Annotated in this window: 16 protein-coding genes; 2 read left to right on the forward strand and 14 right to left on the reverse strand. The window is 34.6% G+C overall.

Annotated elements, in window-relative coordinates; genetic code table 11:
• Nucleotides 1–34: 34 nt before the first annotated feature.
• From lgt to cccB, 3 genes are all read right to left on the reverse strand, one after another.
• The gene (gene lgt, locus CD30_RS09260) at nt 35–862 is read right to left on the reverse strand and encodes a prolipoprotein diacylglyceryl transferase (protein ID WP_036175736.1); all 828 of its coding nucleotides are present in this window, start codon (nt 860–862) and stop codon (nt 35–37) included.
• 39 nt (nt 863–901) lie between these two features.
• Nucleotides 902–1,840 (reverse strand): HPr(Ser) kinase/phosphatase, encoded by a 939-nt coding sequence (hprK, locus tag CD30_RS09265; protein ID WP_036175738.1) that lies wholly within the window; start codon nt 1,838–1,840, stop codon nt 902–904.
• A gap of 195 nt (nt 1,841–2,035) precedes the next feature.
• Complete coding sequence (cccB, locus tag CD30_RS09270) at nt 2,036–2,449, reverse strand: cytochrome c551 (RefSeq protein ID WP_036175740.1); 414 nt, start codon at nt 2,447–2,449, stop codon at nt 2,036–2,038.
• Between the two features lie 320 nt (nt 2,450–2,769).
• Between cccB and CD30_RS09275 the strand changes: the two genes are divergently transcribed.
• Complete coding sequence (locus tag CD30_RS09275; protein ID WP_036175743.1) at nt 2,770–3,546, forward strand: enoyl-CoA hydratase-related protein; 777 nt, start codon at nt 2,770–2,772, stop codon at nt 3,544–3,546.
• A gap of 39 nt (nt 3,547–3,585) precedes the next feature.
• Here CD30_RS09275 and CD30_RS09280 read toward each other — a convergent pair whose 3' ends face one another.
• The 6 genes from CD30_RS09280 to CD30_RS09305 form a co-directional block, all read right to left on the reverse strand.
• On the reverse strand, nt 3,586–4,227 hold the full coding sequence (locus CD30_RS09280; RefSeq protein WP_036175745.1) for a DedA family protein: 642 nt from the start codon (nt 4,225–4,227) through the stop codon (nt 3,586–3,588).
• Between the two features lie 110 nt (nt 4,228–4,337).
• Entirely contained in the window at nt 4,338–5,882 is a 1,545-nt protein-coding gene (locus CD30_RS09285) for a long-chain-fatty-acid--CoA ligase (protein WP_036175748.1), read from the reverse strand.
• Between the two features lie 32 nt (nt 5,883–5,914).
• Entirely contained in the window at nt 5,915–7,846 is a 1,932-nt protein-coding gene (locus CD30_RS09290; protein ID WP_036175751.1) for an ABC transporter permease, read from the reverse strand.
• Complete coding sequence (locus CD30_RS09295) at nt 7,818–8,594, reverse strand: ABC transporter ATP-binding protein (protein ID WP_036175754.1); 777 nt, start codon at nt 8,592–8,594, stop codon at nt 7,818–7,820. The genes CD30_RS09290 and CD30_RS09295 overlap by 29 nt, the downstream gene beginning before the upstream one ends.
• Nucleotides 8,595–8,621: 27 nt before the next feature.
• Entirely contained in the window at nt 8,622–9,599 is a 978-nt protein-coding gene (locus CD30_RS09300; RefSeq protein WP_036175757.1) for a sensor histidine kinase, read from the reverse strand.
• Nucleotides 9,599–10,303 carry a response regulator transcription factor gene (locus CD30_RS09305; protein ID WP_036175760.1) on the reverse strand — a complete coding sequence of 235 codons (705 nt, stop codon included), beginning with the start codon at nt 10,301–10,303 and terminating at the stop codon, nt 9,599–9,601. The genes CD30_RS09300 and CD30_RS09305 overlap by 1 nt, the downstream gene beginning before the upstream one ends.
• 274 nt (nt 10,304–10,577) lie before the next feature.
• Here CD30_RS09305 and yhfH point away from each other — a divergent pair, with 274 nt between their 5' ends.
• Nucleotides 10,578–10,703, forward strand: a complete 126-nt coding sequence (yhfH, locus tag CD30_RS19770) for a protein YhfH (protein ID WP_084077775.1) — start codon at nt 10,578–10,580, stop codon at nt 10,701–10,703.
• A 193-nt stretch (nt 10,704–10,896) separates the two neighbouring features.
• Here the strand turns inward: yhfH and CD30_RS09310 are convergent, their stop codons facing one another.
• The 5 genes from CD30_RS09310 to hemY all read right to left on the reverse strand — a co-directional run bounded on the left by CD30_RS09310 (nt 10,897) and on the right by hemY (nt 16,029).
• Nucleotides 10,897–11,427, reverse strand: coding sequence for a FixH family protein (locus tag CD30_RS09310; protein WP_036175763.1), 531 nt, complete (start codon nt 11,425–11,427; stop codon nt 10,897–10,899).
• Nucleotides 11,428–11,429: 2 nt separating this feature from the next.
• Nucleotides 11,430–12,815, reverse strand: a complete 1,386-nt coding sequence (locus tag CD30_RS09315) for a sensor histidine kinase (RefSeq protein ID WP_036175766.1) — start codon at nt 12,813–12,815, stop codon at nt 11,430–11,432.
• The gene (locus CD30_RS09320; protein WP_036175769.1) at nt 12,812–13,507 is read right to left on the reverse strand and encodes a response regulator transcription factor; all 696 of its coding nucleotides are present in this window, start codon (nt 13,505–13,507) and stop codon (nt 12,812–12,814) included. Before CD30_RS09320 ends, CD30_RS09315 begins: the two co-directional genes overlap by 4 nt.
• Nucleotides 13,504–14,463, reverse strand: a complete 960-nt coding sequence (locus CD30_RS09325; RefSeq protein WP_036175773.1) for a YncE family protein — start codon at nt 14,461–14,463, stop codon at nt 13,504–13,506. Before CD30_RS09325 ends, CD30_RS09320 begins: the two co-directional genes overlap by 4 nt.
• Before the next feature lie 153 nt (nt 14,464–14,616).
• Nucleotides 14,617–16,029, reverse strand: a complete 1,413-nt coding sequence (gene hemY, locus CD30_RS09330; protein ID WP_170933650.1) for a protoporphyrinogen oxidase — start codon at nt 16,027–16,029, stop codon at nt 14,617–14,619.
• Between the last annotated feature and the right edge of the window lie 7 nt (nt 16,030–16,036).

A 16,036-nucleotide genomic window follows, 5' to 3' on the forward strand; every position in this document is an offset into this window, starting at 1 on the left:
GTGAAGCATGAATGGATTTTATATTTTACGTAAATTATTTATCTTTATATCTCACGACTGGACGTACTTTAAGTCTTCGATAAACAATTCCAATAACACCGATTACTATACATAAAATAGATACTACCTGTGCTGATCTCAAATCAAGTCCAAATAAATATAGACTATCTGTTCTTAAACCTTCGATAAAGTATCGACCGATAGAATACCATATTAAATATGAGAAAAAGATTTCGCCTCGATGTAAATTCACTTTTCGTAATAATAATAAAATGATAAGTCCCACTACATTCCATAAAGATTCATATAAGAATGTTGGGTGGAAATAGGATAGCCCATATACTGGATCATTGATATACATTTGATTGATAATCCAATCCGGCAACATTAGACTGCGTATAAACTCTTCTGAAACTGGGCCACCATATGCTTCTTGGTTCATGAAATTGCCCCATCTACCGACAATTTGGCCGATTAAAATACTTGGAGCTGCAATATCAGCGACTTTAAGAAAACTGATACCCTTTTTACGACAGAATATAAATGCAGTAATAATAGCACCAATCAGTGCCCCATGAATGGCAATACCACCATTCCAGATTTGAATGATTTTATCGGGATTTGCACCATAATAATCCCATTCCATCGCTACATAATAGATACGGGCAGAAATGATTGAAATAGGAATAGCCCAAATAAGTAAATCTGCAAAGAAGTCCTTTGGCAAACCTCTTTTCTTCCCTTCATATTGGGCAACCACATATGCTATAACAATACCAGAAGCTATTAAAATTCCATACCATCGTACTGGAATACTCCCGATGGTGAAAGCAACTGGATTGATATCAAGTAATAAACTCATTCCTTGTCTCCTCTCTAGCCTAAAATAGATCTTTATTTATTAATAATCATCTAGATCATCTTGCATTGAAATTACTTCATCTAAACGGCGTGAAAACTCCTGAGCTGCATTTACACCAAGTTTTTTCAATCGATAGTTCATTGCCGCCACTTCAATAATTACTGAGACGTTTCGTCCTGGTTGAACAGGAATCGTTAATTTCGTAATTTCTGTATCGATTATTTTCATCTTTTCTTCATCTAGACCTAGTCGATCATAGACTTTTTCTGGATCCCAGTTTTCTAGTTCTACAATAAGTGTAATTCGCTTTTTAGGTCTTACTGCACTAGCACCGAACAGTGTTATAATGTCAATTATTCCAATTCCACGAATTTCTAAAAGGTGTTCTAATAAAGGCGGTGGACTACCAACGATTAAATCCTCTGCTTCTTGTCGTATTTCCACACAGTCATCCGCTACTAACCGATGACCTTTCTTAATCAATTCAAGAGCTGTTTCACTTTTCCCTACACCACTTTTTCCGATGATTAATACACCAATACCATATACGTCCACTAGTACACCATGCATTGCTGCTGAAGGTGCCAACTTACTTTCTAAAAAGTTCGTTAATCTACTTGAAAAACGTGTCGTTTTCATCGATGTAGTAAGTACTGGTACACTATTTTCATTGGAGGCTTGAATCAGCTCTTCCGGCACTTCCATCCCTCGAGATATGATAATAGCAGGAGTGTCTTGTGAACAAAGCTTTAACATGCGTTCATATTTTAAATTTGATGGAAGCATATCAAAAAACGATAATTCTGTTCGTCCAATTAATTGTACACGGTTTGCCGGATAATGTGTAAAATATCCCGCCATTTCTAATCCAGGGCGAGAAATGTCACTTGTAGTTATGTAACGACCGATTCCTTCATTTCCACTTACTAAATTTAAATTAAATTTTTCCATAACATCCTTTGACGTAACTTGTATCATGTTTAACACCCCTTACCTTAATTGACATACTGTACTTATTTTAGCATGTTATAGTAGAAATGAAATCAATTATGTCGAATCGATATAAATAAACAGAACTCCCATTACTCTATTAGAATAATTTCCCCAAAAGTTTATTAAAGAAAGTAAAAAAACGACAAAATCTCTATGAAAGATTTTGCCGCTTGAAAAAAATTATTTCAATGTTGATAAGTAAGCTGCTGCAGCTTGTGCTTCATCACCTTGAACAATATTAGGAGGCATGCCACCTTGTCCATTTTGGATAACGTTTAAAATCTCTTCTTCTGAAAGACGAGAACCAACATTATTTAAAGCAGGGAAGCTACCCATACCTTCTAAATTTTGACCATGACAAGATATACAATTTTTTTGTACAACTGCTTGACCATCTGCTGCTGCTTGATCAGTAGTACCATCATCAGTTGTACCTTGCTCTGTTCCATCAGTAGCATTGTCATTCGTAGTATCTTCGTCAGTAGGATTTGTTTGCTCTGTGTCTGTTCCATTATTAGTTGCTTCATCTCCGCCACCACAAGCAGCTAAGAAAATTGCTGAACCAAACACAAGTGCAAGCCATGCTTTTTTCATTTGTACCCCTCCATTGTATAAATTTTGTTACTAAGAAAATAATATCCTTTTTAGTAACCGTTTTCTTTGATTTCACAAATCTTTTAGAAAAACGTCAAATATTATATTACCATATTTGGAATCATTTTTTCATTCAATCAGCCTCAAACGGTAAAAGGATATAAATATTCAGTTACGTTATTTTTTTCGTAACAGCAAAGTTTTATACATGATACCTTCGATAATGAAAATATTATTTTTAAAAAAATTTATTCTCGGTTATGCACACCAACATAAAACAACAAAAGAAACATAAGTTGGTAAAAAGGGGTGTGTGAATTTTGGGAACATTATTATTTGAAGTGAAAAATCATATTGCCTACATAACATTAAACCGTCCAGAGGTTTTAAATGCATTTAATTACGAAATGTTAGTGGAATTAGAAATAGCGGTTGAATCTATACTTCAGGATTCTGAAATTAGGGCAGTAATATTACGAGGAGCCGGAGAAAAGGCATTTTCAGTTGGTGCTGATTTAAAGGAACGGAAACATTTACCGGATTCACTTGTTATTCGAAACTTAAATAAGTTTGGACAAGTTTTTAACATGATTGAACAACTACCACAAGTAACCATTTGTATTTTGAACGGATACGCATTTGGCGGTGGTCTTGAATTAGCACTTTGTTGTGATTTCCGAATTGCCTCATCTAACGTAAAAGTAGGTTTAACAGAAACAAGCTTAGGAATTACACCCGGCGCTGGAGGAACAATACGGTTACCAAAGCTCATTGGGCAAACAAAAGCCATGGAGCTAATCCTGACAGCAAAACATATAACAAGTGAGGAAGCTTATCAGATTGGTCTTATTTCAAAAATTAGCACTGCTGAAGAGCTTGATCAAACAGTTGAGGATTTTGTTCAATCGATTCTAAAAAATGCACCTATCGCCCTTCTACAAGCAAAATTTGCAGTGAAACATGGTATGAATGTGGACATACAAACAGGCTTACAAATAGAGCGTAAAGCATATGAATTAACATTAAATAGCGAAGATCGGATCGAGGCTTTACAAGCATTCGCGGAGAAACGGAAACCGGTTTTTAAAGGAAAATAGCCACTTTTGCAAATCGCAAAGTGGCTTATATATATCCCTTTATTTACGCTTCCTTGATTTCAATGCGCCGAAAATTGCTGGTAATACGGAAATAAATATAATTAATAAGATAACAATCGAGAAGTTTTCTTTAATAATTGGAATATTTCCGAAGAAATAACCTGCTAAAGTACAAATAAGTACCCATAGAACTGCGCCAATTACATTGTAAATGAGAAAATATCTATAATTCATTCGACTTGCGCCTGCTACAAATGGGATAAATGTTCTTATAAATGGCATGAAGCGAGCAAATACGATTGTTTTACCACCATGTTTGTTAAAGAAGCGTTGGGCTGCTTGCATTCTTTCCTCATTAATAAAACGGCCAAGAAATGAATTTGGTGAAATAGCTAGTCCTACCTTTTTCCCAATATGATAATTAAGTGTATCACCTAGTATAGCTGCTGATATAAACAGTACGATTAAAGCAAATAAATTAAAAGCCCCTAGAGCAGCTAATGTACCACTAGCAAATAGTAAAGAATCTCCAGGTAAAAACGGCATGATTACGACACCAGTTTCTACAAAGACGATGGAAAAGATAATTCCGTATGCCCATCCTCCAAATTGCTGAATAATTTCAACAAGATGCTCATCAATATGTAGAATGAAGTCGATTAACCCTTGAATAAATGACATAATGTTCTCGCTTTCAATGAAATAATATATTATTTTTATTTTACTTGTTACATAGTAGTCTGTCATCTTCACTTTAGAAGAATCATTTATTAGTTAAACGTTAATTTTGTTTAAAAGTTCATTTCCTTTAAAGTTCTTCGAAGAATTTTTCCCGTTGAGCTTTTTGGTAATGCTTCTAAAATTTTTATCACTTTGGGAATTTTATATTTGGCTAGATGCCTTGAGCAGTATTCGATTAATTCCTCCTGCAAAATTCCATTATCCTTTAATACTACAAAGGCATATACTACTTCCCCAAAGTCTTCATCTTCCTTACCAATAACAGCTGCTTCTAGAACCTCGGGAAATTGATATAATACTTCTTCAACCTCCCTAGGATATACTTTAAACCCACCAACATTAATCATATCTTTTTTTCGATCAACAATATAAAAATAGCCTTCGTCATCTTTTTTAGCTAAATCCCCTGTATACAACCAACCATCTCGTAAGGTTTTTGCCGTTTCCTCAGGCATTTTATAATAGCCCTTCATCACGTTAGGACCACGAACAATTAATTCCCCTACCACATTTGGCGGCAGTTCACATCCTTGTTCATCTACTACTTTATTTTCAACATTTGTGATAGATTTTCCGATAGATCCTACTTTCCGTTCAGCATCAAGTGCATTAAAACATGTTACAGGAGATGCTTCAGATAATCCGTAGCCTTCTGAAATTCGCACATTAAATTTCTCCTCAAAATTATGAAGAACTTGATGTGGGAGTGGAGCTCCACCGGATATGGCCATACGCAATGTTGAGAAATCTTGCGCATTCCCTTTAGGGTATTGATATAAGAAATTATACATTGTCGGTACACCTGCAAAGACTGTTGCTTCTTGGCTTTTTGCTAAAGTAAATATTTCACTCGGACTAAAACGAAGAGCTATTAATATTGTTGCCCCAACAAATAATGGAGCATTTATGACAACTGTAAGTGCAAATACATGGAAAATCGGTAATGTTGCAATCACTCGATCCTCTGCAGTAAATTTCATAAAATGGGCAACATCTCGAGCATTAGCAAATAAATTTACATGGGTAAGTTCCGCACCCTTTGGCTTTCCGGTAGTACCCGAAGTATATAAAATGATAGCAGTATCCTCATCTTGAATATCAAAGGTCTCTATCAAACTCGACTCACTTAGGAAATCCGAAAAGAAATGAAGTCTATTTTTCATCTCTTTTGAAATTGAGTCTAAGTTTATTAATGGATCGTTAGATGATTCGCAAACAATAAATGTCTCTACCTTAGGATAGTTTAATTTTCCCTCATCAAGCATTGGTAATAGAGTATCATGTGCAATCACGCTTTTTATATCACCGTTATTAAAAATATAACTAATCTCATCTAAAGTAAAAATTGGATTAATCGGAACTGCTGTTGCTCCAATTCTCATACAAGCATATAAGGATATTAAAAAATCTGGAGTATTTCCTAACAAAAATGCAATATGGTCACCTTTTTTTATCCCTACTTTTTGTAATGAAAAAGCCAATGTCCCAACTAGCTGGTCAAATTCAATATAGGAAGTATCTTTCCCTTGATAATGATAGGCCTTTTTATGCGGAGTACTCATTACAATTTGTTTTACTTGTTCAGCTAAATTCAATAAAGCCCCACCCTTCTACAAAAAGATACTCATTAATCTCGAACATGAGCAAGATAACGCCATCTGATCAAATAAAAATAAACAACCTGAAGTAATACTAAGAAAATAAAAGCAAACAGAATTTCATTTAAAATAGAAATATCTGCAATATCCTTCATAATATTTTGCAATGCTAAAAAGGCAAACAAGCTATGCAACATTGCAAGTCCCCATGGTAAAAAGAATTGAGGTACCAAGTAAGAATTAACTAATTTTTTTAATTCCTGATCTGTTAACCCCATTCGTTTCAGCACTTCGAACTTTTTCTTTTCGAACTCAAGACTTGTATGTAGCTTAAAGTAAATAAAGCTTCCCGCTGCCAACAAAAATACAGCAGCAACTAAAAGTCCTAATAATGTAAACAAAGAATATGTGGATAAAATATAAGAATAATTTAATCCTGCATTTTCAAAGTAATAAGGTAATTTATATTCTTCTTTTAAATACTCTCTCGACACCATATAGGAAATAGTTAAGCCTATATCCGTTGTTTCAATCCATTGGGGTATATCAAATGTAAACAAATGATAGCCCGGTTCAACATCTGGATGCCCTCTGTATGGGTGAACCAATTTTCTATAATCCTCATCACTTACTATGATTGAGTTCAAACTGATAATTGAGCTCGGGAAAATTAATTTCGGGTAAACTTGATCTATCGTAATGGGAACATTGTTTTCAACTAGTACCGTTTCAACCTTCTTAGTAGAAAGCTCTTTAATCGATTCCTCTGAATATGGTATAAACATTGATTCACCAGGGTCTAATCGAACCATTGGATATCCATATGAAAAAAGTAAACTATTAATATCTGATTCCCTAAACACTTCTACCTCATATTGAGTAAAGGAAGACGTTTGTTTTTTCACTTCAAAACGTGTCATATGGTAAGAGAGCCCTTTTTCCTGTAGCTCTCGAATAATCGAAGTAATGTGCTTATTTTCATAAGGATTATCCGTATGCCCTTTATAAATAAGTCCAAGTGGATTTACCTTATCAAATTGGGACGTATAAGAGGATAACGTTGCCAGCAAGCCAACACAAAGAAATGCTAAAGCTGTGACCATCGTCACCACAAAAAACATCTTTGCGTTATTTTTCATAATCAAGGACTGCTCCGCAACAGATAACACACGATAATTTTTCCAATAAAATTGCTTCCGATTTCGTATTTTATCCAAGATCATTTGTGTCGTATCTGTAAAGAAAAAGTAAGTCCCACAGGAAATAAAGATAATGACAAGAATTGTAAAGCCAACAATTGTCATACGAGTAGTAAATAGCAGTAAAAAATAGCCTGTACAAATAAATACAATACCAAGCATTGCTTTTTTAACCGAATAATTTGACTGCACTTTTAACTCATTAATGCCTTTAATAAAATCTATTAGCGTTCTTTCCGACCTAAAGTTCGCACTAAATAATGATATGAAGATAAATGCACTTAAATATACTGTAATGGTTAAGACAAATGGTTCCCATGAGAAGTACAGTGGAAGTTCTTCGAGCATTAAAATTTCCCTAACAATCATAAAGAAAAACCGTGAAAAGGCATAACCGAACAATAGCCCTATAACAATCGAAACCGTTCCAATCAGCATCGTTTCTAAAAATATCAATTTATTTAATTGTTTTTTTTCCATTCCTAAATGAAGCAATATGGCAAACTCTTTTGACCGCGCTTCTAAAAATGCCTTCATGGAATAAAAGATAAAAAACCAAGAGAACAGCACTAACGTTATTTCAGCCACTATCATTCCAACAATCGAAACATTTCCTAAAAATCCATTTTCTATTTCAGGATGGAACATTAGCATTGAGTAAATGAAAAAGACAAATACAGAAAATAAGCTTGCTAAGAAAAAAGCTGCGTATATTCGAGTATTTCGTACAACATTACGGTAAGCGAATTGATGAAAGGTCACCTACATTTCCTCCTCCTAATAAACTAAGAACATTTAATATTCGTTGGAAAAATGTTTGACGTCGTTCATCGCGATAGATTTCATTAAAAAATTCGCCGTCTTTAATAAATAAAACACGATCACAGAAACTTGCTGCAATCGGATCATGAGTAACCATAATAATCGTCGCAAGCCTCTCCTTGTTAATGGCACTTAATAATTCAAGTACCTCACGAGAATTATTCGAATCTAGATTCCCAGTCGGTTCATCCGCCAATATTACAGTCGGTTCATGTATTAAAGCCCTTGCAATGGCTGTTCGTTGTGCCTGTCCCCCAGATATTTCGTTTGGTTTTTTATGAAGAAAATCATTTAAACCAAGCTTCTCTGCTAAATTTGCAATTCGCTCCTCCATCAATGCAATCGGCTTTTCATCAAGTGTTAGTGGTAAAACAATATTTTCCTCTACCGTTAACATTGAAAGTAAATTGAAATCCTGAAAAACAAACCCAAGCTGTCTTCTTCTAAACAGGGCAAGCTCTTGTTTATTTAGCTTTGAAGGTAAAATGCCATTAATGATAATTTCACCTGAAGTTGGTTTATCGATCGTAGAAATTAAATTTAACAATGTCGTTTTCCCACTGCCGGAAGGTCCCATCACAGCTAAAAATTCGCCTTTTTCTACTTCAAAGCTTAATTGATTCAATGCTCGATGAGTAACTTTTCCTTCATATACTTTTGTTAAGTCTTCAATTTGCAAGATTGGCATATCAGGTCCCTCATTTATAGTTAGTTTCTAAAAGGTTAGAGTTACAGTAGTCCCTTTCCCAACTTCGGATTCGATCGTTAACTTAATCCCTAGTTTTTCACATATTTCATTCGCTAGATACAGTCCCATTCCTGTAGATTCCCCTGTTTTCCGGCCATTTTCTCCTGTGAAAAATGGTTTTGTTATACGGGATAAGTCGGATTTGGGAATACCGATTCCTTCATCCTTAATATGTAACTGGACTGTATCATTGTTTTTCTCAGCAGAAATAACTATTTTCTTATTCTCTTCAAATGTGTACTTCACCGCGTTCGTTATAAATTGACCAAGAGCAAATTTCAACCATTTCGAATCACTTGCAACAATTATTTCCTCTTCAACTCGAATGACAGGAAAAACATGTTTTGTTATAAATAAACGTTTATTATCATTAATAGTTGCTTTTACAAGCTCTCCTAACTGTACTTGCTCCACTTGCATGTCCTCTTCGAATTTCTCAATTCGAGCATTAACAAGGACCATATCTAATCCACGTTTTAATCTGTCTACTTCTTCTTGGACACTTTTTTTATCAAGCTGTTCATCATTTTGGAGCAGCAATTCTAAAACTGAGATAGGTGTCTTCATTTGATGAATCCATTGGTTTAGAAACTTTTCTTGGCGAATTTGATTGGCATATAATGCTTGTACTTCCATTTGATAAACATGATACAGCTCATGCAAATATTGCTCCGTTTGAATATATTCCACAGTTTTAGCATTTTTCTGAAGTGCATCCTCCATGACATTTGGAAGCTGTGTAATTTTATTTAAATAATTACGTCTAACGAAATAACGCATCGCCAGAAATGAGAACAATAGCATTACACTAATAATAATGGAGTAAAGAGCAGTATTAATGTTTCGAAATCCATCTAGCCAATAAAGGGATAATATAAAAAGTACTACACATAATTCAAAGAGAATAAAAGATATATGTTCTTTAATAAATAAACGTAATCCCATTACACTTCCTCCGGACTTAACACAAAACGATAGCCTGCTCCACGCACTGTTTCTATCACAGAGGTCACTCCATACTCTGCTAATTTTTTGCGTACTCGTGTCATATTAACATTTAATGTATTTTCATCAACAAATGCTTGATCATCCCAAAGCTCTTCAAGTAACGTTTCCCGAGATACAACCTTTGGGGATTGTCCCATTAAAAGCTCCAATATAATGCATTCCTTTTTTTGCAGTGGAATGTCCACCTCTTTCGCGTTCAATTCCATTCGTTCAAGATACAGCGTTAGTTGACCTAGTTTTATCGTTCTTTCTTCTTGTCTTGACGAATATTCTCCGTAGGTTCTACGTAAATGGCTTTTGATTTTTGCTAAAACAATTTCATAATTGAAAGGCTTCGTGATGAAATCATCCCCACCATTTTCCAAAGCAAATATTTGATCCATCTCACCTGACCTGGCAGATATGAAAATGATTGGACATGTCGTATGCTGTCTTAATTGTCGACACCAGTAATATCCATCATAAGAAGGTAGGTTTATATCAAGCAATACTATATGGGGACTAAAGGATAAGCATTCTTCAACTATTTCTTCAAAATTTTCTGCAATGGCTACGTTGTATTGATACTTTCTTAAATGTTCTGCCAATAATGTAGCAATTTTAATATCATCTTCCACGATGAATATACGATGATGATCCATATGATGAAGTACCCCCCTTATATATTGTTTAAAATTTTTATGTATGTACCTTTATTGTAACTGTTCCAAAATTTCTCGCCAAATTAAAACTTTATGACGACTATTAAGTATCGATGATTTTAGTTTACTTGTCTATTTTTTCACGCTATTAGTGTATTCGAAAAATTTTTTAAAAAATTCCTCTTTTCATATTGACGAACCAAAACTGTTATAATACAATGATTACAACAAAGGGTTATAATATAACAGATGTCCAGAAGGGAGGACAATACACATGTTAGAAAATGTTGTTGAGTTTTTCAAAAACTTACCTGAAAAGGTTTGTGTTCAATGCGGAGACAAAATTGAAGAACAAAGCGAATGCTACAATAATACTTGTGACAAATGCCACTCCCTATAATATAAATTTCTATAAATATTGCTTACACCTTATTTATAAATGAATCTATAATTAAATTGCTTATTAGAAAAACACGACTCGGAATCAAATAGGTCGAGCGGATGTCTTTTCTTATGCGGTTTCAAAAAATTATACTTTCCTAACCGCAAAAAAACCTCAAAGCTATGCTCAAGCTTTGAGGTTTTTATTATTTCTAATGGCCTTCATGCATTTCAGAGGATTCCATTTCTGATGAATCCATTTCAGAAGAATCGTGTCCTTCCATATCATCCATATTCATTGTAGAATCGTCATTTGTATCTTCAATCACTTTACTCATATCGGGATTTCCAACAGTCATTTGATGCTTCGGCATTACATGCATTCCACGAGCTGTAGTATGTGCATACATATAGTATACGCCGTCATGATCAAAAGTAATTTCGGCTACATATTTCCCATCACCTTCTAATGTTCCTTCAATCATTTGTCCTTGATCACGGAACCCAGATTCCCAAACTTCAAATTTAACCCATTCAGCATCATCCACATTTTCACCATTTTGTTGTACATGTGCTACAAGTTGAACCGGTTCATTCACTTCAACTTTTTCTGGTGTTAATATTTCTACTTTTACTTCTAATGCCGCAACATCAATCTCATCTGTAGCAGCCGGCGTTTCTCCTGATGAACAACCTACAAGTAATACTGAAATCACAAATAAACTAATTAACCAATTTTTCATTTTTATTCCTCCAGTAATGGAACTGTTATTGTAACAGTCGTTCCTTTTCCTTCTTCACTTTGAATAAATAATTTACCATGATGCAGTTTAACTAATTGGTCTACGATAGATAAACCTAATCCACTTCCACCATCAGCCCTACTTCTAGCTTTATTTACTCTATAGAACTTTTGAGTTACATATGGTAAATCCTCTTTAGGGATGCCGATACCCTTATCAGCAATTTCAACAATAGCATTTCCTTTGATTGACTTCGTTAGTACGTTAATAGTGGACTCTTCATTTGAATAGCAAATGGCATTTTCAATAACATTGATAAATATTTGTTTTAATTTTTCTTCATCACCTTGTACAATGATGCTCTCATCTAAATCAGTCTGTATATAAATCTCTTTTTTCTGCGCAAGATGCTCTAAAAGAGTAATACTCTCACGTATAGTTTCAGCAAGGACAATTGGATATAAGTTGATAGCCTCTTGTTCCTTTGAGCGAGCCAGCTCGAGAATTTCGTTCGTTAATCTTTCCATTCGGTTGGCTTCTCGATTTATTAATTTGATGGCTTCTTCTCGCTCTGCACCTTCGATAAAATCATTTTGTATCGCTTCACTATAACCTTTTACATAGCTAATCGGTGTTCGCAATTCATGGGATACAGTTGCTAAAAAGATTTTCCGCTCTTCATCCTCACGCTGGATAGCGTCTGCCATTTCGTTAAAAGCCTTTGAAAGCTTGCCAATTTCATCAGAAGACGCAACTTGAACACGTGTATGATAATCTCCTTCAGACATTTTTTCAACAGCTTGGTGAAGTTCGTTCAGCGGTCTCATAATACGCCTTAACCCTTTATGTACAAAGAATGCGATCAGCATTGAAAATAGTACAACACTAGTGATTAATACTAATACTTCTGTATTAGCTAACTCTGATATTTTAGCTAAAGGGTAATAGAGGTAAAGAATACCTTCTAAACGATTTTGATCTGTAAAGGGTAAAATAACCGATATCACTTCACGATCAAATCGCTGTTCATAACCTATTTTCGTGATGGATTTACCTTGAAGTAATTGTTGTCTTTCATCCGGACCTATTAGAGTATCGTAATCAATTTCAAAAGGTACACAGGCACTTAATTCTCTCGGATTTCGAACAGCAAATACATTGAAATTTGAAAACAGGTTATACTCTTCAATTTTATCTACTAATTCATCCGTAACCTTTCCACCTTTATATAAGGACTGGAGCTTTTCGCCCACTTCAATCATCGACTGCTCTGAATCGCTTACATATAAGCGTTCATATAAAAAATCAGTAAACAATACCATAAAGATGACAGTGACAGTTAAAAATAGTAATATCAACAACCATATTTTTGTTGAAAGCTTTTTCATTTACTTTTTTCAAAGCGATATCCAACGCCCCACACCGTTTGAATATATTCGCTTGCTTCCTTTGATTCTTTTGCTAGCTTTAATCTTAATGTTTTAATATGGGTATCAACGGTTCTTGTACCACCTGCATAATCCATATCCCATATTCTATCGAGTAATTGTTCCCTTGAATAAACAATATTCGGGTTTTTTATAAATAGATAGAGCAGTTCGAATTCTTTGAGCGTTAAAGGTACACTGTTTTCATTTACATATACTTTTCGTGAGATTTCATCTAATTTTATAATCCCACTTTCAATTAATTTTTGTTTAGGTGAAACCGTCATTTCTCCACTCGTTCTTCTTAATACTGCATTTATTCTTGCTACAAGCTCACTTGCTGTAAAGGGTTTAACGAGATAGTCGTCTGCTCCAATCGTTAAACCCTTTACTTTATCATCATTAGCGTCTCGTGCAGTTAAGAAAATAATAGGTATTGGTGATAATTTACGGATATTTTGACATACTGTAAAGCCATCTTCACCAGGCATCATTACATCCAATAAAACGAGGTCAATTCCGCCATTATCAATTTCTATATAGGCATCAATACCATTTGAAACAGCGATTGTTTTCATATTTGATTTTGATAACATGACTTCCACTAAATTTCGCATATCCTTTTCATCATCAACAACTAATACTGTAGTCACGATTTAACCTCCCTTACGAGTAGCTGAAAAGGTCCCCTACCTGTTTCGACTGTTTTGATAATCTTTTCATCCTTCAAAAAGTACAATTTATGATCATCAAAGCCTGCTACAACAACTTGTTCATAAAAGGATGCAATGGCAAATGGATTTGCTCCAACTTCACATTTCCATAACAATTCTCCATTTAAATTGGTGGCATATAATTCATTGGCACCATGATTAATAATGTAAATTTCATCGTCATTTCTTGCAAAACCTACAGGCATTATGGATACATCAATTTGGCCTAGAAGCTTTCCATTTGTTAAATTAAGAACACTTACCGACTGATTTGCATGACTCCCCTCACCATGCCCACCTATCCACACTTCATTTTTTTCAGGTATGATGAGTATTCCATTAGACGATTTTTCTATAGTCCATTCTTCTTCTATTTCCATTGTCTTGATGTTTATAATTGATAGCTTCGTGTCTTTATAATTAATGACATACAGTTGTCCATTATATGATGTCATAGACATTGGATAGTCACCTAACGTACATTCCTTAAGCAAATTCCCATGTTCATCGAAGCTCGTGACTGTATTCGTATGACTATTTGCTAAAAACAATATTTTGTGAGCTTCATCAAAATAAGCATTGGTGATGCCTACCCCAGTATCAATGGATTTTAAATGCTTTCCAGATGAAAGTTCATAAATATCGACCTTCGTCAGCTGATGGCCATAAAGCAATAATCGATCTTGCTGAAGAAGAACTCCACCTGTATAACTATTATCAAAAGACCATTTTGCTATTTCTTCTCCTCTATGATCGTAAAATGCAATGGATGGATCTGAAATGTTTATTGATGCTACAAAGGACTGATGATAATTAATAGGTGTGAAGCTGTCTTTCGAACAGCCTGATATGATACTTAAAACAAAAAGTAGCGAGAATACAATTGCTTTTTTCATACGATGGACATCACCTCTACTAAAAATCTTACTTCATATTTGTGAAGTTTAAATGAAAAAAATAGGGCAATATGTTGATACACTGCAATAAAATCATTTAAGTAAGAAAAAAGTAGACAAAGTCTGCTACGACTTTGTCTACTTTTTTAAAGCTTAAATAAATTGCTTTTCAAATATCGACTCAATCATTTCCAAAGCAGCCTTTTTCCCCTGCGATATGCAATCAGGTATACTGATGCCATCATAAGAGCTCCCGACCAATTTAATTTGAGGATATTCTTCAGTTAAAGACTGTTTCAACTTTTCCATTCGCGATTCATGCCCTACCGCATACTGTGGCATCGCTTGTTTCCATCGCGAAACAACTGTAAATATTGGTGATTCCATTATACCAATGGATTTTTGTAGATCGCTTAATACTGTCTTTTCAATATCAGTATCTGACAAGTCTACAATTGCTTCATCACCGAGTCGACCAATATAAACACGGAACAAGTCGTAACCTTCTGGAGCTACATTATTCCATTTATGATTACACCATGTACATGTTGTAATCGCGTAATTACTATTGCGTGAAACGAAAAACGTCATAGCATCCTTTTTCAGTAGATTTTCATCTCTCTTAAAAGCCATTGTCACAGTAGCAATTGTTGAATAATTCATTTTTGGCAGTTCATCTAAAATGTTAAAATCTTTGAGAATATCTTTTGCCACATTGTATGGTGTCGTTAATATGACAGAATCACATTTTATAGGCGCCATATTATTTAAATGAATTTTATATTGTTCATTTTCTTCTTCAATCTTTTCAACTTTAACACCTTTAAAAATTGATTTAGCTTGAAGATGCGATTCCAATGATTCGATTAACGTTGCTAATCCATTATGAAATGTTTCATAGGATTCTGCGACTTTTTTATTTTCAGATTGACTTTCCTTTTTCAATCCAACTATTAGGCTTCTATGCTGTTTTTCAATCTCATAAAAATGTGGAAACATTGCCTGGATACTTAAATGATCGATATCACCAGCAAATGTACCCGCTAGAAGCGGCTCTACAAGATTTTCAACAACTTCCTGACCAAATCTTCTTCTGAAGAAATCCCCTATTGGCTCATCCTCCACTTCCTTTTTCGGAAGTATCAGATCACCCGCAGCTCGAAGCTTTCCACTTAAAGATATTAAGCCTGAAGTCATAAAGGAGGAAACACCGAGTGGTCCACCAAACATTAAGCTATTTGGAATGGGATACAACCCACTACCTACCGCAACATACGTTTTCCCTTCGTTGTTCCTAATTAATTGATCTTCAATATCCAAATCACGTGCTAATTCTCGTACATTCTTTGAATAGTCTAAAAAGGATTCGGGGCCTCGTTCAATAATAAAACCATCTTTCCTTAAGGTTTGTATTTTACCTCCTAGGCGTAAAGATGATTCTATTAAAATAATGTCTAACGGCAAGTTATTTTGCTCTGCTATTTTTTGCAAATAAAACGCTGCCGTTAAACCAGTTATCCCACCGCCTATAACGGCAACTTTTTTTCTATTTAAAGTCACCTTCATCACGCTT

Origin of the sequence: Ureibacillus massiliensis 4400831 = CIP 108448 = CCUG 49529 (genome assembly GCF_000772965.1) — a bacterium.
In the GTDB taxonomy this organism is placed as follows: domain Bacteria; phylum Bacillota; class Bacilli; order Bacillales_A; family Planococcaceae; genus Ureibacillus; species Ureibacillus massiliensis.